Here is a 21,949-nt window from a genome sequence, read left to right as displayed (position 1 = left end):
TCCTCCACTCACCGGATGCGCCGCAGTCTAACGACGGAAGTGGTCGGACCAAATTCGGTCAGATGGCGGGACAGACGCGCTCGAAGGGTGTTCTCATCGGCGAGTGGTCTGATAAATATGCGATCTCCGGCCCCCGTCGAAAGGTCCTCCGTGCCCCCGCGACCCGCCCGCATCACCGCCGTCGACACCTACGACGTCCGGTTCCCCACCTCGCGCGAACTCGACGGCTCCGACGCGATGAACCCCGACCCCGACTACTCGGCGGCCTACGTCGTGCTGCGCACCGACGCCGCCGACGGACACGAGGGGCACGGGTTCGCCTTCACCATCGGGCGGGGCAACGACGTCCAGGTCGCCGCGATCCGGGCGCTCGGCGACCACGTGGTGGGGCGGTCCGCCGACGAACTCTGCGCCGACCCCTCCCTCCTGAACCGCGACCTGACCGGCGACAGCCAGCTCCGCTGGCTCGGACCCGAGAAGGGCGTGATGCACATGGCGGTCGGGGCCGTCGTCAACGCCCTCTGGGACCTGGCCGCCAAACGCGCGGGCAAGCCGCTGTGGCGGCTGCTCGCCGAGGCCGACCCCGCCTGGCTGGTGCGCCAGATCGACTTCCGCCACCTCACCGACGCCCTCACCCCCGAGGAGGCCCTCGCCCTCCTGCGCCGCGGCCGGGAGGGCGCCGAGGAGCGCACCGCCCTGCTGCTGGAGCGCGGCTACCCCGCCTACACCACCTCGCCCGGCTGGCTCGGCTACGACGACGACAAACTCACCCGGCTCGCCGCACAGGCGGTCGCCGACGGCTTCCGGCAGATCAAGCTCAAGGTCGGCGCCGACCTCGACGACGACCTGAGGCGCTGCCGGGCCGCCCGCGCGGCCGTCGGACCGGACGTGCGCATCGCGATCGACGCCAACCAGCGCTGGGACGTGGACGAGGCGATCCGCTGGACCAGGGCCCTCGCCGCGTTCGACCCGTACTGGATCGAGGAACCCACCAGCCCCGACGACATCCTCGGCCACGCGGCGATCCGCCGCGCCGTCGCCCCGGTGAAGGTGGCCACCGGCGAGCACGCGCAGAACAGGATCGTCTTCAAGCAGCTCCTCCAGGCCGGCTCCGTCGACATCGTCCAGATCGACGCGGCCCGCGTCGGCGGGGTCCCCGAGAACCTGGCGATCCTGCTGCTCGCCGCCAAGTACGGCGTCCCCGTGTGCCCGCACGCCGGCGGGGTCGGCCTGTGCGAACTCGTCCAGCACCTCTCGATGTTCGACTACGTGGCCCTCACCGGCACCACCGAGGACCGCGTCATCGAGTACGTCGACCATCTGCACGACCACTTCCTCGACCCGGTGGTGATCCGCGACGGCCACTACACGGCACCCCTCGCGCCGGGCTTCTCCGCCGCCGTGCGACCGGAGTCCCTGGCGCGCTACACCTATCCCGACGGCGACTTCTGGGCCGCAGACCCGGACACACAGAAGAACAAGGACAAGGACAAGGACAAGGAGCGGGCCGTATGAACGACTTCGAGGGCCTGACGGCCCTGGTGACCGGCGGCGCCTCCGGCATCGGCCGGGCCACGGCGGAACTCCTCGCCGAGCGCGGCGCCCGGGTGGCCGTCCTCGATCTCGACCCGTCGTCGGTCGGTGAGCCCCTCACCGGACACCGCGCCGACGTCACCGACGACGCCTCGGTGCGCGCGGCGGTGGCCGCCGCCGTCGACGGCCTGGGCGGCCTCGACGTACTGGTCAACAACGCCGGCGTCGGCGCCCGGGGAACCGTGGAGACCAACTCCGACGAGGAATGGCACCGCGTCTTCGACGTCAACGTCCTCGGCATGGTCCGCACCGCCCGCGCCTGCCTGCCGCACCTGCGCGCCTCCGCGCACGCGGCGATCGTCAACACCTGCTCCATCGCCGCCACCGCAGGGCTGCCGCAGCGGGCCCTGTACAGCGCCACCAAGGGCGCCGTGTACTCCCTCACCCTCGCCATGGCCGCCGACCACGTCCGCGAGGGCATCCGCGTCAACTGCGTCAACCCGGGCACCGTCGACACCCCCTGGATCGGCCGGCTGCTGGACGCGGCCGACGACCCGGCCGCCGAACGCGCCGCCCTGGAGGCCCGCCAGCCCACCGGCCGCCTGGTCTCGGCCGCCGAGGTCGCGGGCGCCGTCGCCCACCTGGCGAGCCCGCTGTCCGGCGCCACCACCGGCACGGCCCTCGCCGTCGACGGCGGCATGCAGGGACTGCGGCCGCGCCCGGAGAACCGGTGAACCCCCGCCGGCTCGGCCGCAGCCGCGTCGAGGTCACCGCCCTGGCCTTCGGCGCCTCCGGCATCGGCAACCTGTACACCGAGGTCGGCGAGGAGGCGGCGTACGAGACGGTGCGGGCCGCCTGGCAGCGCGGCATCCGCTTCTTCGACACTGCCCCGCACTACGGCCTCGGCCTGGCCGAACGCCGACTCGGCGCGGCCCTGCGGGAGCACCCGCGCGACGCGTACACGGTGTCCACGAAGGTGGGCCGCCGCCTCGAACCCGTCGCGCACACCGGCGGCGACGACCTCGCCCACGGCTTCGCCGTCCCCGCCACCCACCGCCGCGTCTGGGACTTCAGCGCCGACGGCGTACGCCGCACCCTGGAGGCGAGCCTGGAACGCCTCGGCCTGGACCGTGTCGACGTCGTCTACCTCCACGACCCCGACGACCACGCCGAACAGGCCTTCCGCGAGGGCTACCCGGCCCTGGAGCGGCTCCGCTCGGAGGGCGTCGTCGGGGCGATCGGCGCCGGCATGAACCAGACCGCGATGCTCACCCGCTTCGTCCGCGACACCGACGTCGACGTCGTCCTGTGCGCCGGCCGCCACACCCTGCTCGACCAGAGCGCCCTGACCGACCTGCTGCCCGCCGCCCGGGAACACGGCAGATCGGTCGTCATCGGCGGTGCCTTCAACTCCGGGCTGCTCGCGGACCCGAGGCCGGGCGCGACGTACGACTACACCCGCGCGCCCGCCGAGTTGCTGGACCGCGCCCTGCGGCTGAGGGAGGCCGCCGAACGGCACGGCACCACCCTGCGCGCCGCCGCACTGGCCTTCTGCGCCGCCCATCCGGCGGTCGCGAGCGTACTGGTCGGTCCCCGATCGGCCGCCGAAGTCCACGACTGCGCCGACCAGTTCGCCGCCCCGGTCCCCGACTCCCTCTGGCGGGAACTGCGCGGCACCGGCCTGCTGCCGCCCGAAGGGGAGCCGACGTGACCGTCGTCGACGCGCACCACCACGTCTGGGACCTGTCCGTCCGCGACCAGGACTGGATCACCGGCCCCGAACTCCGCCCGCTGCGGCGGAACTTCACTCTGGCCGACCTCGCACCCGAGGCGAGCGCGGCCGGTGTCGCCCGCACCGTCCTGGTGCAGACCGTCACCGTCCCCGAGGAGACCCCCGAGCTGCTGGCCCTCGCCGGGGCCCACGAGCCGGTCGCCGGGGTCGTCGGCTGGACCGACCTCACCCGCCCCGACACCGCCGACGAGCTGGCCCGGCTGCGGGAACTGCCCGGCGGACGGTACCTGAAGGGCGTCCGCCACCAGGTCCAGGGCGAACCCGACCCCGAGTGGCTGCTGCGCCCGGACGTACGGCGCGGGCTCGCCGCCGTCGCCGAGGCAGGCCTGGTCTACGACCTGGTCGTCCTGCCCCACCAGCTGCCGGCCTGTGTGGCGGCGGCCCGGTCGCTGCCCCGGCTCACCTTCGTCCTGGACCACCTGGGCAAGCCGCCCGTCGCCTCGGGCGCGCTCGAACCCTGGGCGTCCGGCGTCCGCGCCCTGGCCGCGCTGCCCAACACGGTGTGCAAGCTCTCCGGCCTGGTCACCGAGGCCGACCGGGCCTCCTGGACCGTCGACGACCTGCGCCCGTACGCCGACGTCGTGCTGGACGCGTTCGGCCCCGGCCGGCTGATGTTCGGCTCGGACTGGCCGGTCTGCACCCTCGCGGCGGCGTACGGCGACGTCCTCGCCACCGCGCGGGCGCTGACCGGGGGCCTCGACGCCACCGGACGCCGTCAGCTCTTCGAGACCACCGCCACCCGCGTCTACGGCCTCTGAGCCGGCCCCGTCAGCCGGGTCGGCGGCAGGAACTCCCGCACGTACGTCCGCTCCCAGCACGCGCCCGTCTCCCGCAGCTCCCGCCAGGTCGTGTAGCGGTAGCGGAAGAGGCGGGCGCGGATGTGCCGGGGCGGCGCGTCCGGAGGGAACGGGGAGCGTCGCAGCAGTCTCAGCGTGTCCCGGTCGCCCTCCAGCAGCCGCTCCACCAGCGCGCCGAACCACGGACCCGCGTACGCGGGCGACAGCGCGGCGAACCACATCAGCCAGTCGAGCCGCAGGTGGTACGGCGCGAACTGCCGCGGCCAGCGCCGAGGATCACCCGGTTTGCCCTTGAACTCGTACTCCCGCCAGCCGGCGTCCTTGCGGGGCACCTCGTCCGCCGTCCCCTCCACGACCACCTCGTACCGGACCCGGCTGACGCTGCCGAACGCCCCGTAGGTGTTGACCAGGTGCAGCGGGTCGAAGGAGCGGTTCATCACCTGGCGGCGGGAGAGCATGTTGCGCACCGGCCGGTAGCTGAGGCCGAGCAGCAGCGCGGACACCGCGAGGACGACGACCACGTACCACAGGGGCGCGCCGGGCACCGCCGGCGGATCGGAGGGGAACGCGACCGCCGGCAGGGCCAGCACGATCGTGATCCAGTTGAGCCACGCGAAGTTGCCGGACAGCACCAGCCACAGCTGGGTGACGATCATCAGCGAGGCGGCCACCGAGGCCACCGGCTGCGGGGCGAACAGCAGGAACGGCACGACGAGCTGGGTGACGTGGTTCGCCGCCACCTCGACGCGGTGCAGCGGCTTCGGCAGACGGTGGAAGAACCAGCTCAGCGGCCCCGGCATCGGCTGGGTCTCGTGATGGTGGTCCAGGCAGGTCAGCTTCCGCCAGCACTCGTCGCCGCGCATCTTGATCAGCCCCGCGCCGAACTCCACCCGGAACAGGATCCACCGCAGCAGGAACAGCACCACGACCGGCGGCGCCACCTCGTCGTTGCCGAGGAACACGGCCAGGAACCCGACCTCGAGGAGCAGCGACTCCCAGCCGAACGAGTACCAGGTCTGCCCCACGTTGACGACCGACAGGTACAGCGCCCACGGCACCAGCCACAGCAGCATCCCGCCCCACAGCGGAAGCAGCGAGTCCAGCCCCGCAAGGAGCGCCGCCGACACCGCGCAGCCCGCCCAGGCGCACCCCGCGAAGAACCGGTCCGAGTAGTGCCAGTGGAACAGGCTCGGCGACCTCCGCAGCGGCACCCGCTCCACGAAACGCGGCACCGGCAGCATGCCGCGCTCCCCGATCAGCGCACGGAACTGCAGCGCCGCCGTCAGGAACGCGACCAGATACAGCCCGGCCAGCGCCCGCTGGAAGACCAGCCGGCCCGTCCAGTACTCGGACGCGGTGAACCACTCCACGGCCGTACGCTCCCTCCTGCCTCGTCCCGCCGACACCTACGTGACTCTCCGTATACCACCGGGCGGGCCGCGCGACCCGCGGACGAGAGGCGCGCGGACGGCGTCCAGCGGTCGAAGAATCGCGTGAACCCTGGCAAGGTGGGCCCATGGCTGATCGGGGAGCGAGCCCCCTGTCTCTCCCGGACGACTGGCCGGACCACCCGGATCCGATCCTGGCGCTCAACCGCATGGGCAGTTTCGACTGGGACCTGGACGCCGGGGTGATGCAGATGGACGCCCAGGCGCACGAGATCTTCGACCTGCGCCCCGACGAGTACGACGACCGGCCCGAGACCCTGGGGAGCCGGGTCCCGTCCGGCGAGGCCCTGCGCCTGGACGCCGCCGTGGCGGAGGCGCTGAGGGACGGCCGTGAGAACTACGGCGCCTACTTCCGCCTCCGCCGCCGCGACGGCTCCCTGCGCTGGACCCACACCCAGGGCTACATCCGCCGTGACGGGTCCGGCAGGCCCCGACGCATCATCGGCATCGTCCGGGACGCCACCCAGGAGCTCCGCGACGGCGAGGCCAGACGCGTGCAGGCCGCCCAGGAGGACATCCGCCGACAGCAGACCAACGTCGTCCAGCTCACCACCGCCGCCCTCGCCCACGCCCGCACCGTGCAGGACGTCATAGACGTCCTCAAGGACACCCACGGCCTCACCCATCTGGGTGCGACCAGCCTCGTGATGGGTCTGGTCGAGGCGGGCAGGATCCGGCTCATCGCGGAGGGCCCCGCGGGCAGCTTCGTACCGGGCACCGACGTCACCGGGATCGAGGAGCCGTACCCGATGAGCGAGGCGGTGCGCACCCTCAGCCCGTGCTTCATCGACTCCCCGGAGGAGTTCGCCGAGCGCTATCCGGGGCTGTGGCAGGGCATCACCGGGCTGAACATCACCTCGGCGGCCTATCTGCCGCTGATCGTCCAGGCCCGTCCCATCGGCGCGATGGGGCTGCTCTACAGCGACCGGCGCGGCTTCACCGCCGAGGAGCGCAACATCCTCGTCGCCCTGGGCAGCAGCATCTCCCAGAGCCTGCAGCGCGCGATGTTCTACGAGCAGGAGATGGACCTCGCCCAGGGGCTGCAGCAGGCCATGCTGCCGCGCACCATCCCCAGCGTGCCCGGCGCCGACCTCGCCGTGCGCTACCGCGCCGCCACCATCGGCGGCTCCCTCGGCCGGGACATCGGCGGCGACTGGTACGACCTGATCCCACTGCCGGGAGGCCGGGTGGGCGCCGTCATCGGCGACGTCCAGGGGCACGACACGCACGCCGCCGCCGTCATGGGCCAGCTGCGCATCGTGCTGCGCGCCTACGCGGCCGAGGGCCACCCGCCGGCCACCGTGATGGCCCGCGCCTCCGTCTTCCTGGACGAGCTCGACACCGACCGCTCCGCGACCTGCCTCTACGCCGAGGCCGACCTGTCCACCGGTGTGCTCCAGGTGGTCCGGGCCGGCCACCTCGACCCGCTGGTGCGCCGCACCGACGGCTCCTGCCGGCGCGTCCTCGTCCCCGGCGGGCTGCCGCTCGGCCTGTCCGCGGAGTTCGGGCGGCTCGACTACCCGGTCGGCACGATGGAGCTCGATCCGGGCGACACCCTGCTGCTGTGCACCGACGGCCTGGTCGAGCAGCCCGGCGCCGACCTCGACGACGGCATGGAGGCCCTCGCGGCGCTGGTCGCCGCCGGCCCCGACGACGTGCGCGACCTCGCCGACCGGCTCATCGACGTGGCCGGGGAACGCGGCGGCGGCGACGACGTGGCACTGCTCCTGCTGCGCCGCCGCGCCCCGGACGGCGCGCGGCCCGGCGGCCGGCTCAAGCAGCGGGTGACGCCCGGCGATCCGGAGGCGCTCGCCGAGACCCGGCGCATGATCCGTACGGCGGCGGGCGCCTGGGGCGCGGGGGAGCGGGCCGACGAGATCGAGCTGGTCGCCGACGAGATGATCACCAACGTGCTGATGCACACCGAGGGCTCCGCGGTCGTCACCCTGCGGGCCCTCACCGGCAGCGAACGGCGCGTGCGGGTGGAGGTCGAGGACTCCTCCAGCGCCCTGCCGCGCCGCCGGGAGGCGGGCGAGTCGGGCGTCTCCGGGCGGGGCCTGCTCCTGATCGAGACGCTCACGGACGTGTGGGGCGTGGAGGCACGCGGCGGCGGCAAGTGCGTGTGGAGCGAGTTCGTGGTGGCGAAGGACCCCGACCCGGCCTGAGCACGCGCGGGTGCCGCACCGTCGGTGCGGTCCCGGGGCTCCCGCGGGCACGGCGGGGGAAGCACCGCGCGCACGGGTGAGCCCCGCGGTCGCCGTGCCGCGGCGGCGGGGCCGCGCGGAGTGCGTGCCGCCCCGGGAGCCGGCCGGTCCCGGGGCGGTGCCGGCGGTGTGGGGCGGTGCCGTGCCGGGCGGCTCCGGTACGGCGGTGAGCCGTGGCGCGGTGGCCGTGTGGCGGGCGGAGCCGACCGGGGCCCGGCAGGCGCCGAGCGGCCCCGTCGCGCCCGCTGCGGTGTCCGAGCGGCCTGACCGCCGGCGCCCCGGACGGCACTCCTGCGCAGGCCGGAACCGCCCTCCGGGGAACGCCGGCGGCTCAAGGGGCGCGGTGCGCCGCGCTGCCCGCACGGGGCCTCACCGGGGCTTCAGCGTCACCAGGTTGTCGCCCTCCGCCGTACGCACCTCATAGCGGGCGATGTCCTCGGGGTGCATGGCGGAGCCGCCGAGCACCGTGTGGGGTCGGGCGTCGAGACGGGGCACGCTCCAACTGGTCACCGTCTCCTCGGAGCCGTCCCGGCCGACCACCACCAGCCGGCAGGTGCGGGGCCCCGCACCGTCCTTGACCTCGATCTCCACGTTGCTGCCCCAGGCCTCGTCCTGAGTGGTCACCTGCGCCCACACCCCGGACCGCTCGTCGGTCGCCGCGACGCTCACGGCGCTCCCGCCGTCGTCCCGCGTCAGCACCGCGACCGCCGGCGCGGACACCGCGACCACCACCGAGGCGGCCAGCGCCAGCAGCAGCCGGCGCCGTCCCGCCCGGTTGCGGGCCGCCACCTGTGACAGCAGCCGGTCCAGCATCCTCGGGCCGGGCTTGGCCAGTGGGTGCACCAGCCGTGGGGTGGAACTCCGGTACAGCATCAACTGGCGTGCCGCAGGGCCGAATTCGGTCACCTGGACAGCGCACCGGGGGCACTCCATGAGGTGGTCCTCGAAACGGAACGCGTCCGCCTCGTCCAGCACGCCGAGCGCGTAGGCGCCGACGTCGCGATGCCTCTCCAGGGACCTCATGCCGAATCCTCGTGCCGTTGGGTGCGGGTGGGGTTACTCCTTGCTCCCACCGGTACGCACCAGGCAGCCGAATCACTCAAGCCACGTGCCGAATCGTGACCAAGGGATTCGGAGCGGACCGGCCCCCGGATTGGTCGGATCGGCGAGGAATCTAGAAAAGATGGATGGCGAGGTGACCGAGCGGCAGCCCGAGCTGCCACGCCGGTGTCCACACCTTGGGTCCCTCGTCCTCGCCGGTCACCGCGCCGCCACCCGGCACCGCGTTCAGGTCGGGCGCGAGCAGTTCCGTCTCCCGCAGCCAGCGCCAGGCCTCCCGGGCCAGCTCCAGGTCCGGGTCCGGCGCGTCCCGGCCGGCCGCGGCGGCGTCCGCGGTCAGGTCCCGCAGGCGCCCCTGCACCCATTCCTGCCACGGCTGGTCGTACGCGGTCAGCGACAGCCAGGTCTCCAGCTGGGTGACCACCCGGATGCCGGACAGCTCGCCGTCGGTGTCGGACAGGAACACGGTCAGCGCCAGGGCGTCCCGGCCCGCGCGGAACTCGAAGGACGTCGGCGGCATCAGATCGCCGCTGCGCAGCAGTTCGTCGGCGATGTACTCGGCGTACAACCAGGCCATGGGGACGGTCAGTTCACCGTCGCCGGTGCCGTCCGTGCTCTCTCGACCTCTGTGCAGCATCCCTTCCTGCCTTCCTCCGGTGCGTGCGCGTCGCCCGAACCCGGGCCCCCGGTCCGGAACACGGATGAGGACAGCCGATTACTCAACCCGGGTGGTCGGCAAGGCGCTTTACGAAGGTTTGACCCTGCCTTCGGTTTCACCGCATGTCGGAGGCGTATCCGGGGAGCACCCGGCGCAGGGCGCGCAGTGCGTAGTACGCGCGGGACTTCACGGTACCGGGCGGAATCCCGAGGGCCGTCGCCGCTTCCGCCACACTCGCCCCCTGGAAGTACACGAGCACCAGGACTTCACGGTGCTCCGGGGTGAGTGTTTTCACAGCCTCGCGGACGTCGAGCGCGGCCGCGGCCCGTTCGGCGTGGTCGGAGATCACCCGGGCGTTCTCCAGCACGGCGTCCCCGACCTCGGTCGGCCGGGCCTGCCGGGCCCGTCGCGCGTCGATGGCGAGCCGCCGTCCCACGGTGAGCAGCCAGGGCCGTACGGAGTCGAAGTTCTCGGCGCGCAGGGCCTCGGGGTGCTGCCAGGCGCGCACCAGGGTCTCCTGGACCAGATCCTCCGCGCGCTGCCGGTCCCCGTCGCAGAGCCGGAGCAGCAGCGCGAAGAGGGGCCGGCCGTGCTCGCGCTGCAGTGCGGCGAGCTCGTGCTCGGCGGTCGTCCCGTTCATGAGTGTGGTTCCGGCCGTCATGGCCGTATGGCAGCGCACGGCGCGACGCGGGGACAGGGCGTGCGCAGGAGCGTGCGGCGGACGGTCGATCGCGTCGACGAACGGTTCGACGAACGGTCGGGGCGGCCGTTCGCGCACGCCGGACGGCCTAAAGGGCGTGTCGGAGCGGCCGCGGGCGCAATGCGGCTTCTTACCTGTTTGTCAATAAATACGACTACAGCGGGGTGGAGTGATGATCACACGCAGCCGGCAGGTGGCCCTGGTCCTGACCGTCGTCCTCGCCGCGGGCGCCGCCTGCCAGGCCCGCGACCACCGACCGCCGGAACCGGGGCGTCCGGCCCCTTCCGCCACGGGGCCCCGCGGCTTCACCCTGGTCGCCTCGGGGGACGTACTGCCCCACGACTCGATCATCGAACGCGCCCGCTACGACGCGGGCGGCACCGGGTACGACTTCCGGCCGATGCTCTCCGGCATCCGCTCCGTCGTCGACTCCGCCGATGTGGCGCTGTGTCACATGGAGACCGTGTACGGCGCGGGCGGCGACTACACCGGCTACCCCCTCTTCAAGTCCCCGCCCGAGGTGGCCCGCGGCCTCGCCGCCACCGGCTACGACGGCTGCTCCACCGCCTCCAATCACTCCCTGGACGACGGCGCCGAGGGTATCCGCCGCACTCTGGACGCCCTCGACCGGGCCGGTGTGCGCCACGCCGGCTCGGCGCGCACCGAGCGGGAGGCCCGCACGGCGACCGTGCTGCGCGCGGGCCCGGCGCGGGTCGCCCACCTCGCCTACACCTACGACACCAACGGCCTCCCGCTGCCGCCGGACGAGCCCTGGGCCGTCAACCTCGTCGACGAGGCGCGGATCGTCGACGACGCACGGGCCGCCCGGGAGGCCGGGGCCGACGTCGTCGTGGTCTCCCTGCACTGGGGCACCGAATGGCAGGAGGCCCCCGACGAGCGGCAGACCGCCCTCGCCCGCTCGCTCACCGCCTCGGCCACCGGGGGCCGTCCCGACATCGACCTGATCCTCGGCACCCACGCCCATGTCCCGCAGGCCTACGAGAAGGTCAACGGCACCTGGGTGATCTACGGCATGGGCGACCAGATCGCCGGCGAGATGACCGGCCACGAGGGCGTCCACGACCCCCGCGGCAACCAGTCCACCCTGGGCCGCTTCACCTTCGCCCCGCCGGAGCGCCCCGGCGGGCGCTGGGAGGTGACCCGGGCCGAGTTCGTCCCGCAGCTCTTCGACGTGGACGCCGGCCGGGTCGTCAACCTCAACCGGGCGCTCGCCCGGGGCGCCGAGGTGCGGTCCGTGCGCGACCGGATCCGGAACGTGGTGCTGAGCCGGGGCGCCGCGCAGGACGGGCTCGTGATGGGGGAGTGAGGACCGTCAGCCGAGGTCGACGTGGTCGAGCGCCGTCAGCAGTTCGCCCAGCACGCGCAGGCAGGCCGTCACATCGGCGTCCGTGAGGTCACCGCCGACCTCCCGCAGGAGCAGGTGCTCGCGCTCCAGGACGGCGGAGATCGCCGCGGAGCCCCGCTCGGTCGGACGGATGAGCGACGACCGCCGGTGGGCGGGGTTCGGGACGGCCTCCACCAGGTCCTGCGCCGCGGCGTCGTTCACCATGCGCTGCACGAACTGCCGGCTGATCGCCTGCGCCCTGCCCATCTGCGGCACGGTCATCGGCCCGTTGCGGTGCAGCAGGGTCAGCACGGCACGCACGCCCACGGACAGGCCGTCGGTGGTCAGTTCCTGCTCCACGCTGCGCTGGGCGCGCCGGTAGAGGGGGCCGACCAGGTCGTACACCTCGGTGAGGCGGCGGCCGAGCTCGTCCGGGGGGAGGGGGGCGTCGGTGTCTGTCATCACGCCATCATGACACCTGAGTTGCCAAACTCGGCGCAAGATGACACCTTGGTTGTCATGAATGGTGCTTCGGATCTGCGCTTCTTCCCCTCCGCCGACGGCGACCTCGCCTACCTCGACACCGGCTCCGGCGACCCGGTGGTCCTGCTGCACTCCGGCTTCACCGACCACCGGGTCTTCGACGCCCAGATCCCGGCCCTGGCCGCCGGGTACCGGGTGATCGCACCGGACGTCCGCGGCCACGGCGCCTCGGCCAACGCCACCGCGCCGTTCCGCTGGGCCGACGACCTCGCCGCGTTGCTGCGCCACCTGGACACCGGTCCGGCCGTGCTCGTCGGTGTGTCGATGGGCGGCGCCATCGCCACCGACACGGTGCTGGAGTACCCGGAGCTGGTGCGCGCCGTGGTGGCCTGCGGTGCGGCCACCAGCGACTTCGAGTACACCGATCCCTGGGTCCGCCAGGTGCTGGCCGAGCAGGCCGCGGCCCTGGGGGCGGGCGACGTGGAGGGCTGGCTCACCGCGTTCCTGCGCTACGTGCCCGGCGAGCACCGCACCGCCGCCGACATCGACCCGGACATCCCGGGCCGGTTGCGCGAGATGGCTCTGGGCACCCTTGCCAAACACACCCCGGACGAGGAGAACCACCACGTGCCCATGACCGACACCTGGGCCCGCGTCCCCGGGATCGACGTCCCGGTCCTCACCGTCAACGGCGCCCTCGACGCCCCCGACCTGATCGCCGAGGCGGAACGGTTCGCCCGTACCGTCCGCGACGGCCGCTCCGTGACCATCGACGGCACCGCGCACTACCCCAACCTGGAGCGGCCCGAGGAACTGAACAAGATCCTGCTGGACTTCCTCGGCTCCCTCCGCTCCCGCTGACGGCGCACCGCACCCGGGCCCGCCCGTACGGGACTACGGCACCACCGTCACCGGCCACCGCCCGGCCTTCACCAGCCGCACCGCGACCGATCCGACGATCCGGTGGCCGGCCTGCTCGGAGGCGCCCACGACCACCGCGTCCGCCTTCAGGTCGTCGGCCGCCCTCACCAGTCCGCTGTAGGGGTCGCCGCGGAAGGTGTGGAACTCCCAGCGGAGGTCGAAGACGCCCTTGATCCGCTCCATCGCCTCCCGGACCTGCGCCACCAGGTCCTCGGCCACCTCCTCGGTCGTGTCGGCCACCGGCGCGCCGAGCGCCGCTCCCGCGGCCAGCACCGGCTGCACGTACACGAGGGCGAGCAGCGCCCCCTGACGGCGTGCCAGGCCGGAGGCGTACGCCGCGGCGCGCAGCGAGGAGTCGGAGCCGTCCACGCCGGCCACGATCACCTTCGGGCCGTCCGTGCCCCGTTCGAACCGGTGGGACCGTTGTTCCGTCACGGCAGCGAGGCTATCGGAGTCGAGTTCACCGGCCTCACGCGCCCGCCGGGGTCCGTCGCCCCGCGCTGCGCCGATCGGGTGAAATCGTGCCGCCGCACCGGTGTCGCTGAGGTGCGTCGGCCCTCCGCGGGGCGACTGATGAGTCATGCAGAAGGATCACTTGCTCACCCGGCGCCGGGCGCTGCTCGCCGGCGCCGTCTCCCTGGGCGCCGCCGGTGTGGCCGCGGCGTTCGTGCCGGGCGCCGGGAACAGTGCCGCACCCGCGCCGCCGCCGGCCGCCGGCGCCCGGGCGGCCCGCCGCCCGCTCAGGCCCTCCGAGTACCGCCTGCGGCCCCTGACCGGCTACGGGCCCCCGCACACCCCGCGCGGCAGGACGCCGGTCCGGCGCGAACCGCTGCTGAGCGTGCCCGGACACGGCCACACCATGGTGCTCAGCTTCGACGACGGCCCCGACCCCCGCTACACCCCGCACATCCTCGACACCCTGGCCCGGTACGAGGTGCGGGCGATGTTCTTCGTGTGCGGGGAGATGGCGGCCCACAACCGGGACCTGCTGGCCCGGATGGCCGACGAGGGGCACGTGGTCGGCAACCACACCTGGTCCCATCCCCTGCTCACCCGGCTGCGGCGCGCCCGGATCCGCTCCGAGATGGAGCGCACCAGCGACATCGTCGAGCAGGCCTACGGCGAACGCCCCGAGTGGTTCCGCGCACCCTACGGCGCCTGGAACCGCGCCGCCTTCCAGCTCGGCGCCGAACTGGGCATGGAACCGCTGGCCTGGACGGTCGACACCCTCGACTGGACCGAGCCCGGCACCCGCACCATCGTCGAGCGGGTGGAGGACGGCGCCGCCCCCGGCGTCGTGGTGCTCTCGCACGACGCCGGGGGCGACCGCTCGCAGAGCGTACGGGCCCTGCGCGCCTACCTGCCCGAACTGCTGGACTCCGGGTACCACGTCACCGTGCCCCGCCGGCAGTACGTCTGAGCGGGCCCCGCCCGCCCGGACGCGGGACCGCTCAGCGGACCTCGGCCAGGCGGGCGAAGACGACCACGTTCCCGTCGTAGCCGTTCTGCTTGGAGAAACCGCCGCCGCAGGTGATGACCCGCAGTTCCGCCGCCCCCTTGGAGGCGTAGACCCGGTCGCCGGGGAAGTCGTTCTTCGCGAAGACCTCGATGCCGTAGATCTCGAACACGGCGGTCCTCCCGTCCTTGCGGGCGACCTCGACGCGGTTTCCCTTCTTCAGCGCCCCGAGCCCGTAGAACACGGCCGGTCCCTGAGCGTTGTCGACATGGCCGACGACGACCGCCGTGCCCTTCTCGCCCGGTGAGACGGCGCCGGTGAACCAGCCCGCCAGATTGGGGTCCTGGGGCGGCGGCGCGTCCACCCAGCCCTCCGCGTCCAGGCCCACCGGAATGACGGGCGCGTCCACCTGGATCCCCGGGATCACGACCCGGTCCGGGACCGCGTACGGCAGCGGCCGCACGGCGCCGACCGTGATGTCGCCGGGCGTCCGGCTGTCGGCGGCGGCCGCGCCGGCCGGCTGCGGCGGGCCCACGTCGAATTCCCCCGAACCGTTCCGGATGAGCGCGAGGCCGGTGAGCAGAACCAGCGCTATCACGCCCCACGGGGCGCGCTTTTTCCGCCGTGCCTCCCATTCGGCTTCGTCCGGCTCGAAAGCAGACATTCGCCTTCCCCTCTCGACACGGCCGTCGCCGTACCACTCGCGCATGAGGAAAACGCTAAATGCCGTGCGCGCAACCGGCGACGGGGCGGCGGCGAACGGGTGGCCCCGGCACGACCGGGTGCGCCATCCGGGGCGGTACCGGACGAAGATTTTCTGACGGTCCGTGACCTGCGGTGATATCCCCTCTCGCGGTTTTCCGCGCGGGGTTCGCCTCACCGGTACGGACCATTCCCGAAATGCGGGCGTGCGCAGGGCAACTGAGGGTCTTTCCGGGAGGCGCTTTCTCGCCGATCGACCGGGAACGGGACCCGGGGCGTCTTCCGCGGAGGATCACATGCGCAATTCACGTGCCCTGGCGGCCGCCGGCGCCGCGGTCGCCGTCCTCGGGCTCGCCGCCCCGGCGGCGGTCGCGGACGGCGGCCGGGTTCCCAACCCGTCCAACATCGTCGCCCTGCCCAGCGTCATCGCCCGCGGCGGCCAGCTGACCATCACGGTCGACGGCTGCCCCAACGGCGGCACGGCGACCTCCAACGCCTTCCCCCGGACGAACCTGACGCCCATCAGCGGTGCCAACGACACCTCGAAGGGCACCGCCACCGTCGACGCCGACGCCCGTCCCGGTTCCTACGACATCACGGTCCACTGCTCCGGCCGCAGCCTGACCCGGCCGGCCGCCTTCACCGTCATCGGCGGTGTCCGCGGCGGTATCGGCGGCAGCAGCACCAGCGGGGCGACCCCGACCGACATGGCCATCGGCGGGGCCCTGGTGGCCGCCGCGGTCGCCGGCAGCGGTGTCTTCTGGATGCGCCGCCGCGCCGAGAAGCGGATCTGAACCGCTGTCCTCTCCGGGCCGCCGTTTCGCACGAGTTCGCACGCCGCTCGCCCCGGATCCAGCGGGATCCGGGGCGGCGCTCTGCCCACCCGAGGGCGGCCTCAGCCCTCGATGTGCGGGAAGAGCCGCAGGAACGGGTCCGCCGACGCGGCGATGCCCCGGCCGAAGGGCGCGTCGAAGTCCCAGATGAGGAAGAGCAGGAAGGCGATCAGCGCCGAGAACAGCCCGGCGAGGACCATCTCCCGGGTGGTGCGCCGGATCTGCAGCGCGAAGATCATCCCGATGGTGATGACGGCCCCGGTGATCAGCCCGAACCACACCACGCCCGGCATGGTCTCCCCGGTCGACTCGGCCCGCGCGCTGCGCGCCTGGTCGGCGGCGGCCACCTGGTCCACGAGGGGCTGGTAGGCCTGTGCCTCGAAGTCCGTCCGCGGCTCGTAGTCGGTGACGTCCCGGCGGACGCGGTCGAGGAGTTCGGTACCGCGTTCGGTGACCTCTCCGTCGTCGGCCATGGCCCGCCACTCGGTGGTGACGACGTGTCCGACATAGGCGTTGACATCCTCCCGGATACGGTCACGCACCTCGGTGGGGTAGACCCGTACCCGCTCCGAGATCTCGTGCAGGGCCACCGCCTCCGCCCGTACGTGCTCCTGGGCGGCGCCGCGTCCCTCCCAGACGCCGGCGATGGCGAGACCCAGGACGATGGCGTACACCACGCCGATCCACATCGTCATGTACTCGATGACGTCCGGGGTCTCGCTGGGATCCTCGTCGTCGGCCGCCCTGCGGTGCCGTACGAGGGTGATGACCACCACGACGACACAGGCGGCGAGCATCGCGAGGGTGAGAACAAGCCATTCCGGCAAGAGGTGCCTCCAGAAGGGGTCGGGTCGGTCGGGCCTCAGCGCGGACGCAGCGCGGCGATCGCGACCACCGCGGGAACCGTGATGAGCAGGACGAAGGTGAGCGGTGACGTGGCACCGCCGGAGGACCGCCGGACCGGGGCCGCGCGGTACCGCGGATAGTGCACGGGCGTCACGGACGGACGCGGCTTCGGCGTGGCCGACGGCGTCGGGGCCGGTGACGGCGGCGGCGGGCGGCGCGGGCGCGGCGGCGGGCTGGGAGCCGGCGTCGGACGGGCGGCGGGCGGTGCCGGACGGGCGGCCGGCGGGGGCGGCGGCTCGGGCTTCGGGGTCGGGCGGGGCTTCGGCGGCGGGGTGGTCGGCGTGGGCTCGGGCGGGGGCGGCGGCTCCGGAGAGGGCGTGGGCGTAGGAGTAGGAGTGGGTGTGGGCGTGGGGGGCGGTGGCGGTGGTGAGCAGAACGGGGGGTCCGTCCAGGTGACGTGTCCCGCGACCGCCACCGCCTCCGTGCCGCCCGGCCCCGTCGAGGCGTACGCGCAGGCGTCGGCCGCGGCCGTGCCGGGTGCGCCGACGAGCGCCCAGACCAGCGTCGTCACGGCCAACGCGCGTGCGGTGGCGCGGGATTGGGTCGGTACGAGTGCTTGCACGACGAAGATCATGAATCGTGAACCGCTGGGCCGCGCCCGGGATCCCGGTGATTGCCCCGAAGGAGTTAACAAAAGAAATCCGGGCCCCCGTTGAACACGACCCGTGCCTTCATGCGTACCCATCGTCGAGCGGCGGCACAGCAGGGCGCTGCACGACCCTTGCGATGATGTGGAGTTGACGATGAAGACCTCCTGGCGGACCGCCTCACTGGTGGCGAGCGCCGCGACGGTGCTGGCCCTGACCACGGCGTGCGGTCAGGACAGCACGCCGTCCGCCGCCAGCCAGAACGTGGGCGCCACGGCCGGGGCCGGGGACGTCGGCGACATCGGCGCGGGCCAGGCGGGCGGCGGCGCCCAGGCGTCGGCGAGCCCCTCCGACACGGCGGGCGAGCTGAACGTCTCCACCGACGCCGAACTGGGCAAGGTGGTGACCGACAGCCTCGGTCTGACCCTGTACCGCTTCGACCAGGACACCGCCGAGCCGCCCGCCTCCAACTGCGAGGACGACTGCGCCAAGACCTGGCCGCCGGTGCCCGCCGACGACGCCACGGCCGGCGAGGGAATCGACAAGGCGCTGCTCGGATCGGTCGACCGGGCCGACGGCACCAAGCAGCTCACCGTCGCCGGCTGGCCGGCCTACCGCTACGTCAAGGACGTCAACGCCGGTGACGTCAAGGGCCAGGGCGTGGGCGGCAAGTGGTACGCGCTGAACCCCCAGGGCAAGAAGGCGCAGGCGGCCGACCGGCCCGGACTGTCCACCCGTGAGGACGCGAAGCTGGGCGAGATCGTCGTCGACGAGAACGGCATGACCGTCTACCGCTTCATGAAGGACGAGGCCTGGCCGAAACCCGTGTCGGCCTGCACCGGCGCCTGCCTGGAGAAGTGGCCGGTGGTCTCGCCGGTCGACTTCGAGGACACCAAGGGCATCCAGGAGAAGGGCTACATGACCTTCACCCGCCCGGACGGCGCCGACCAGCAGACGATCAACTGCTGGCCCATCTACACCTTCGCCGGTGACAAGGCCCCCGGTGACACCAACGGTCAGGGCGTCGGCGGTACCTGGTACGCCGTACGGCCCGACGGAAAGCCGGTCGGCGCGTCGGAGAAGTAGCAACCTCCCCCAAGGGTGTCGTCCGCTCCGGACGTCGCCGGCCCCGTGTCCGCCCCTTCGCAGCCCGCGGAGGGGCGGACCGTTTTGCCGTGGTTCACCGGCACCCGTGGAATTATCGGCACTCTTCTCCGCCTTCTCCGCGTACTTCTCGGCGTGTCGGAACTCTCCGGAATGCCGCGGGCACATGTCGTCACGCTTTCGCGGGGCGCCGAATAGGCACGTGCCACTGGCAGTGACCGGGAACGGATGGTCAATTTCCGTTTGGGGTCGCTCCTTTGGCGGGCGATCAGTAGCCTCTGCTCGAACACCGGATCGCCTACGCCTTGGAGAGATACATGGAGCGTCCCGCCTGGGCCCCGCGGAGCATCGACATCTCGGTGCCCAGCGTCTCCCGGATGTACGACTACTACCTGGGCGGTTCGCACAACTTCGAGGTCGACCGGGAAGCGGCCCGCAGGGCCATGGAGTTCATGCCGGGCCTGCCCAAGATCATGCAGGCGAACCGTGCCTTCATGCGCCGGGCGGTGCGTTTCGCGGCCGGTGAGGGCATCACCCAGTTCCTGGACATCGGTTCCGGCATCCCGACGTTCGGCAACGTCCACGAGGTGGCGCGGGCGGCCGTACCGGACGCCCGTGTGGTGTACGTCGACCACGACCCGGTGGCCGTGGCGCACAGCCAGGCCGTTCTGGAGGGTGACGACGGCACGGACGTCGTCGCCGCGGACCTCCGAAAGCCGCAGGAGATTCTCGGCAGTCCCGAAGTGCTGCGGCTGATCGACCTGAATCGGCCGGTGGCGCTGCTTCTCGTTGCCATACTGCACTTCGTGGAAGACGCGGACGACCCGTACACGGCGGTGGCCGAACTGCGCCAGGCCCTCGCGCCCGGCAGCATGCTCGTCCTCACCCATGCCTCGTACGAGGGAATCCCGCTGCCGGCGGAGCGGGCCGAGGGGGCGGTGGACGTGTACCAGGACATTCGCAACCCGCTGATCATGCGCACGCGCGACGAGATCGCGCGGTTCTTCGAGGGGTACGACATGGTGGAACCCGGACTGGTGCCGATGCCGCAGTGGCGGCCGGACACCGCACCGGAGGACGAGGATCCCTACGCGTTCTCCGGTTTCGCGGGCGTGGGGCGTACGGCGTGAGCGCGGAGCCGGACGGGCCGGAGGACAGACTGCGCCGGTTCGCGACGATCTGGAGCCGGGCGGTCTTCCCGGTGACCTCGACGTCGGCGACCCGCCCGGAGTTCGAGGAGCGGCTGCTGCCGCTGGCCCGGCTGCTGAGCGAGGCGCTGCGGGCCCGGTCGTTCGACGCGGACGCGGGCCGGGCGGCCGGCGCCGCGCTGGTGGAGGCGCACTGCACCGACCCGGAGGCGCTCAGCCGGACCCTGGACTGCGTGGACGCCTATCTCGTCCTGTACTGCGGCGAGGACGGCGACCGGGAGGACCTGCGGGCGCGCTCCGCGAGGCTCCAGCACGCCATGGCCGCCGGGTTCGCGCAGGCGCTGCGCGAGCGGACGCTGGCCGAGCAGGAGGCCGTCGCGCGGGCCGCGCTGGAGGCCCAGGGCGTGGTCGCGCAGGCGCTGCACGCCACCGAGGCCCGCTTCCGCGCGGTGTTCGAGGGCGCGGCCATAGGGATCGGCATCGCCGACCTGGAGGGCAACATCCTCCAGGTCAACGGCGCGCTGCGGCGCATGTTCGGCCTGTCCGAGCAGACCCTGCGCGGCCGCAACGTCAAGGAGTGGGTCCACCCCGACGACGCCCCGCAGACGTGGCGGCTCTACGACGAGCTGGTGAGCGGTGAGCGCGAGCACTACCACCTCGAAAAGGCGTTCTACCGCCCGGACGGAACGGTCCTGTGGACCAATCTGACGGTGTCCCTGCTGCGCGACGCCGACGGCGCCCCGCAGTACCAGCTCGCCCTCATGGAGGACACCACCGAGCGGCGGCTGCTCAACCTCCGGCTGCGGTACGAGGCCACCCACGACGCGCTCACCGGGCTGCCCAACCGGGCGTTCTTCTTCGAGCGGCTGGAGAAGGCGCTCGGCGCCGGCGAGGGCCAGCGGTTCGGGCTGTGCTACCTCGACCTGGACGGCTTCAAGACCGTCAACGACAGTCTCGGGCACGCGGCCGGCGACCGGCTGCTCGTCGAGGTCGCCGACCGGCTGCAGGCCTGCGCCACCGCGTCCGGCGAGATGGTGGCCCGGCTCGGCGGCGACGAGTTCGTGGCGCTGACCACCGGCCCCCACACCGAGCGCACCGTCGACGAACTCGCCGCCCGCATCATGAACGCGCTGCTCGCCCCGATCAGCGTCGACGGCCGGGAGCTGACCGTGCGCGGCAGCATCGGCATCGTCGAGGGACCGGCCGGGGAACGCAGCGCTGCGGAGGTACTGCGCAGCGCCGACATCACCATGTACCGGGCCAAGTCGGCGGGCGGCAACCGGTTCGAGCTCGCCGACCCGGAGGCGGACGCCCGCGCCATCACCCGGCACGGGCTCACCACGGCGCTGCCGACGGCCCTGGACCGGGGCGAGTTCTTCATCGAGTACCAGCCGCTGGTGCACCTCGGCGACGGCAGTGTGCGGGGCGCGGAGGCGCTGGTGCGCTGGCTGCACCCGCAGCACGGGGTGCTGTCCCCGGACCGGTTCATCCCGCTCGCCGAGCACACGGGGCTGATCGTCCCGCTGGGCCGCTGGGTGCTGGAGCAGTCGGTGCGCCAGGCACGTGAGTGGCGGGACCGGCACGGGGGTGAGGCGCTCGGCCCGCTGCGCATCAACGTGAACCTGTCGCCCTGTCAGCTCACGCACCCCGGGCTGGTCCAGGACACGGTGGAGATCCTGGAGCGCACGGGGATGGCGCCGGACGCGCTGTGCCTGGAGGTGACCGAGTCGGCGCTGATCGGCGCGGACGACGACCTGCTGAAGCCGCTGCGCCGGCTGGCGGAGATGGGCGTCGACATCGCGCTGGACGACTTCGGCACCGGCTACTCCAACCTGGCCAACCTGCGCCGGCTCCCGGTGAGCGTCCTGAAGCTGGACCGTTCCTTCACCCAGAGCATGCAGCAGTTCCCGGCGGATCCCGTCGATCTGAAGATCGTCGAGGGGATCGTCTCCCTGGCCCACAGCCTTGACCTCGCGGTCACGGTGGAGGGAGTGGAGACGGGGGCCCAGGCCGAACAGCTCCGCGTCCTCGGCTGCGACACGGCCCAGGGCTGGTACTACGCCCGCCCGGGCCCGCCGGAGCGGCTGCACGAGCTGGCGCTCGTCGACGCGACGGGCTAGCCGCCCAGTGGCTCGGGGCGCACGGCGGCTGCGGCTGGTCGCGCCCACCCGGCGGAGCCGCACATGTGTCGGCCCCGCGCCCCTGAGGGGGCGCGGGGAACTGCGCGAAGGGGGTCTGGGGGCGAAGCCCCCAAGGACGGGAAGGGGAGGGGG

At 73.0% G+C, this 21,949-nt stretch carries 21 protein-coding genes; 12 read left to right on the top strand and 9 right to left on the bottom strand.

The window, feature by feature from the left end:
• Positions 1–117 precede the first annotated feature (117 nt).
• From ACZ62B_RS24620 to ACZ62B_RS24605, 4 genes are read left to right on the top strand one after another with little or no spacing between them, the layout of a single operon-like run.
• The gene (locus ACZ62B_RS24620; RefSeq protein WP_382051969.1) at positions 118–1,515 is read left to right on the top strand and encodes an enolase C-terminal domain-like protein; all 1,398 of its coding nucleotides are present in this window, start codon (positions 118–120) and stop codon (positions 1,513–1,515) included.
• On the top strand, positions 1,512–2,267 hold the full coding sequence (locus ACZ62B_RS24615) for an SDR family NAD(P)-dependent oxidoreductase (RefSeq protein WP_344556892.1): 756 nt from the start codon (positions 1,512–1,514) through the stop codon (positions 2,265–2,267). Before ACZ62B_RS24620 ends, ACZ62B_RS24615 begins: the two co-directional genes overlap by 4 nt.
• A complete protein-coding gene (locus ACZ62B_RS24610; protein WP_344556894.1) occupies positions 2,264–3,244 on the top strand; it encodes an aldo/keto reductase in 981 nt (326 codons plus the stop codon). Before ACZ62B_RS24615 ends, ACZ62B_RS24610 begins: the two co-directional genes overlap by 4 nt.
• Positions 3,241–4,083: an amidohydrolase family protein gene (locus ACZ62B_RS24605; protein WP_344556895.1), complete on the top strand. Its 843-nt coding sequence runs from the start codon at positions 3,241–3,243 to the stop codon at positions 4,081–4,083. The genes ACZ62B_RS24610 and ACZ62B_RS24605 overlap by 4 nt, the downstream gene beginning before the upstream one ends.
• Here the strand turns inward: ACZ62B_RS24605 and ACZ62B_RS24600 are convergent.
• Positions 4,071–5,492, bottom strand: a complete 1,422-nt coding sequence (locus tag ACZ62B_RS24600) for a lipase maturation factor family protein (protein ID WP_344556896.1) — start codon at positions 5,490–5,492, stop codon at positions 4,071–4,073. The genes ACZ62B_RS24605 and ACZ62B_RS24600 overlap by 13 nt on opposite strands.
• A gap of 146 nt (positions 5,493–5,638) precedes the next feature.
• Between ACZ62B_RS24600 and ACZ62B_RS24595 the strand changes: the two genes are divergently transcribed.
• Positions 5,639–7,735 carry a SpoIIE family protein phosphatase gene (locus ACZ62B_RS24595; protein ID WP_468723791.1) on the top strand — a complete coding sequence of 699 codons (2,097 nt, stop codon included), beginning with the start codon at positions 5,639–5,641 and terminating at the stop codon, positions 7,733–7,735.
• A gap of 408 nt (positions 7,736–8,143) precedes the next feature.
• Here ACZ62B_RS24595 and ACZ62B_RS24590 read toward each other — a convergent pair whose 3' ends face one another.
• From ACZ62B_RS24590 to ACZ62B_RS24580, 3 genes are all read right to left on the bottom strand, one after another.
• Complete coding sequence (locus ACZ62B_RS24590; protein WP_344556901.1) at positions 8,144–8,797, bottom strand: zf-HC2 domain-containing protein; 654 nt, start codon at positions 8,795–8,797, stop codon at positions 8,144–8,146.
• A gap of 151 nt (positions 8,798–8,948) precedes the next feature.
• On the bottom strand, positions 8,949–9,470 hold the full coding sequence (locus ACZ62B_RS24585) for a hypothetical protein (RefSeq protein ID WP_085571413.1): 522 nt from the start codon (positions 9,468–9,470) through the stop codon (positions 8,949–8,951).
• A 136-nt stretch (positions 9,471–9,606) separates the two neighbouring features.
• Positions 9,607–10,152 carry a sigma-70 family RNA polymerase sigma factor gene (locus tag ACZ62B_RS24580; protein WP_468886065.1) on the bottom strand — a complete coding sequence of 182 codons (546 nt, stop codon included), beginning with the start codon at positions 10,150–10,152 and terminating at the stop codon, positions 9,607–9,609.
• 211 nt (positions 10,153–10,363) lie between these two features.
• Between ACZ62B_RS24580 and ACZ62B_RS24575 the strand changes: the two genes are divergently transcribed.
• The gene (locus ACZ62B_RS24575; protein WP_468886066.1) at positions 10,364–11,518 is read left to right on the top strand and encodes a CapA family protein; all 1,155 of its coding nucleotides are present in this window, start codon (positions 10,364–10,366) and stop codon (positions 11,516–11,518) included.
• 6 nt (positions 11,519–11,524) lie between these two features.
• Here ACZ62B_RS24575 and ACZ62B_RS24570 read toward each other — a convergent pair whose 3' ends face one another.
• Positions 11,525–11,998 carry a MarR family winged helix-turn-helix transcriptional regulator gene (locus ACZ62B_RS24570; RefSeq protein WP_344556927.1) on the bottom strand — a complete coding sequence of 158 codons (474 nt, stop codon included), beginning with the start codon at positions 11,996–11,998 and terminating at the stop codon, positions 11,525–11,527.
• Between the two features lie 57 nt (positions 11,999–12,055).
• Between ACZ62B_RS24570 and ACZ62B_RS24565 the strand changes: the two genes are divergently transcribed.
• A complete protein-coding gene (locus tag ACZ62B_RS24565; protein WP_344556929.1) occupies positions 12,056–12,880 on the top strand; it encodes an alpha/beta fold hydrolase in 825 nt (274 codons plus the stop codon).
• Positions 12,881–12,913: 33 nt separating this feature from the next.
• On the opposite strand, the gene ACZ62B_RS24560 is transcribed toward ACZ62B_RS24565, so the two are convergent.
• Positions 12,914–13,375: a universal stress protein gene (locus ACZ62B_RS24560; RefSeq protein WP_344556931.1), complete on the bottom strand. Its 462-nt coding sequence runs from the start codon at positions 13,373–13,375 to the stop codon at positions 12,914–12,916.
• 145 nt (positions 13,376–13,520) lie between these two features.
• Between ACZ62B_RS24560 and ACZ62B_RS24555 the strand changes: the two genes are divergently transcribed.
• Positions 13,521–14,360, top strand: a complete 840-nt coding sequence (locus ACZ62B_RS24555) for a polysaccharide deacetylase family protein (RefSeq protein ID WP_344556933.1) — start codon at positions 13,521–13,523, stop codon at positions 14,358–14,360.
• A gap of 31 nt (positions 14,361–14,391) precedes the next feature.
• On the opposite strand, the gene ACZ62B_RS24550 is transcribed toward ACZ62B_RS24555, so the two are convergent.
• Positions 14,392–15,060 (bottom strand): class F sortase, encoded by a 669-nt coding sequence (locus ACZ62B_RS24550; RefSeq protein WP_344556935.1) that lies wholly within the window; start codon positions 15,058–15,060, stop codon positions 14,392–14,394.
• Between the two features lie 334 nt (positions 15,061–15,394).
• On the opposite strand from ACZ62B_RS24550, the gene ACZ62B_RS24545 reads away from it, so the two are divergent.
• A complete protein-coding gene (locus ACZ62B_RS24545; RefSeq protein WP_344556937.1) occupies positions 15,395–15,892 on the top strand; it encodes a hypothetical protein in 498 nt (165 codons plus the stop codon).
• Between the two features lie 101 nt (positions 15,893–15,993).
• On the opposite strand, the gene ACZ62B_RS24540 is transcribed toward ACZ62B_RS24545, so the two are convergent.
• Together ACZ62B_RS24540 and ACZ62B_RS24535 are read right to left on the bottom strand one after the other, a co-directional pair.
• Positions 15,994–16,758 carry a bestrophin-like domain gene (locus tag ACZ62B_RS24540; RefSeq protein ID WP_344556939.1) on the bottom strand — a complete coding sequence of 255 codons (765 nt, stop codon included), beginning with the start codon at positions 16,756–16,758 and terminating at the stop codon, positions 15,994–15,996.
• A gap of 35 nt (positions 16,759–16,793) precedes the next feature.
• The gene (locus tag ACZ62B_RS24535) at positions 16,794–17,399 is read right to left on the bottom strand and encodes a hypothetical protein (RefSeq protein ID WP_468723802.1); all 606 of its coding nucleotides are present in this window, start codon (positions 17,397–17,399) and stop codon (positions 16,794–16,796) included.
• Positions 17,400–17,580: 181 nt separating this feature from the next.
• Between ACZ62B_RS24535 and ACZ62B_RS24530 the strand changes: the two genes are divergently transcribed.
• The 3 genes from ACZ62B_RS24530 to ACZ62B_RS24520 all read left to right on the top strand — a co-directional run bounded on the left by ACZ62B_RS24530 (position 17,581) and on the right by ACZ62B_RS24520 (position 21,796).
• Complete coding sequence (locus ACZ62B_RS24530) at positions 17,581–18,510, top strand: SCO0930 family lipoprotein (protein WP_469692178.1); 930 nt, start codon at positions 17,581–17,583, stop codon at positions 18,508–18,510.
• A gap of 335 nt (positions 18,511–18,845) precedes the next feature.
• The gene (locus ACZ62B_RS24525; protein WP_344556944.1) at positions 18,846–19,658 is read left to right on the top strand and encodes an SAM-dependent methyltransferase; all 813 of its coding nucleotides are present in this window, start codon (positions 18,846–18,848) and stop codon (positions 19,656–19,658) included.
• Positions 19,655–21,796: a putative bifunctional diguanylate cyclase/phosphodiesterase gene (locus ACZ62B_RS24520; protein WP_468723804.1), complete on the top strand. Its 2,142-nt coding sequence runs from the start codon at positions 19,655–19,657 to the stop codon at positions 21,794–21,796. The genes ACZ62B_RS24525 and ACZ62B_RS24520 overlap by 4 nt, the downstream gene beginning before the upstream one ends.
• Positions 21,797–21,949: the final 153 nt, after the last annotated feature.

Source organism: Streptomyces sp. NPDC053426 (genome assembly GCF_055585405.1).
Note: the sequence above shows the minus strand (reverse complement) of the source record. Positions and strands in the feature narration are given on the sequence as shown.

Coding starts and splice junctions, on each gene's coding strand:
- ACZ62B_RS24575 (WP_468886066.1), top strand. CDS start 10,364: ATGATCACACGCAGCCGGCAGGTGGCCCTGGTCCTGACCGTCGTCCTC.
- ACZ62B_RS24580 (WP_468886065.1), bottom strand. CDS start 10,152: ATGACGGCCGGAACCACACTCATGAACGGGACGACCGCCGAGCACGAG.
- ACZ62B_RS24615 (WP_344556892.1), top strand. CDS start 1,512: ATGAACGACTTCGAGGGCCTGACGGCCCTGGTGACCGGCGGCGCCTCC.
- ACZ62B_RS24530 (WP_469692178.1), top strand. CDS start 17,581: ATGAAGACCTCCTGGCGGACCGCCTCACTGGTGGCGAGCGCCGCGACG.
- ACZ62B_RS24585 (WP_085571413.1), bottom strand. CDS start 9,470: ATGCTGCACAGAGGTCGAGAGAGCACGGACGGCACCGGCGACGGTGAA.
- ACZ62B_RS24590 (WP_344556901.1), bottom strand. CDS start 8,797: ATGAGGTCCCTGGAGAGGCATCGCGACGTCGGCGCCTACGCGCTCGGC.
- ACZ62B_RS24620 (WP_382051969.1), top strand. CDS start 118: ATGCGATCTCCGGCCCCCGTCGAAAGGTCCTCCGTGCCCCCGCGACCC.
- ACZ62B_RS24525 (WP_344556944.1), top strand. CDS start 18,846: ATGGAGCGTCCCGCCTGGGCCCCGCGGAGCATCGACATCTCGGTGCCC.
- ACZ62B_RS24545 (WP_344556937.1), top strand. CDS start 15,395: ATGCGCAATTCACGTGCCCTGGCGGCCGCCGGCGCCGCGGTCGCCGTC.
- ACZ62B_RS24595 (WP_468723791.1), top strand. CDS start 5,639: ATGGCTGATCGGGGAGCGAGCCCCCTGTCTCTCCCGGACGACTGGCCG.
- ACZ62B_RS24565 (WP_344556929.1), top strand. CDS start 12,056: ATGAATGGTGCTTCGGATCTGCGCTTCTTCCCCTCCGCCGACGGCGAC.
- ACZ62B_RS24555 (WP_344556933.1), top strand. CDS start 13,521: ATGCAGAAGGATCACTTGCTCACCCGGCGCCGGGCGCTGCTCGCCGGC.
- ACZ62B_RS24550 (WP_344556935.1), bottom strand. CDS start 15,060: ATGTCTGCTTTCGAGCCGGACGAAGCCGAATGGGAGGCACGGCGGAAA.
- ACZ62B_RS24570 (WP_344556927.1), bottom strand. CDS start 11,998: ATGACAGACACCGACGCCCCCCTCCCCCCGGACGAGCTCGGCCGCCGC.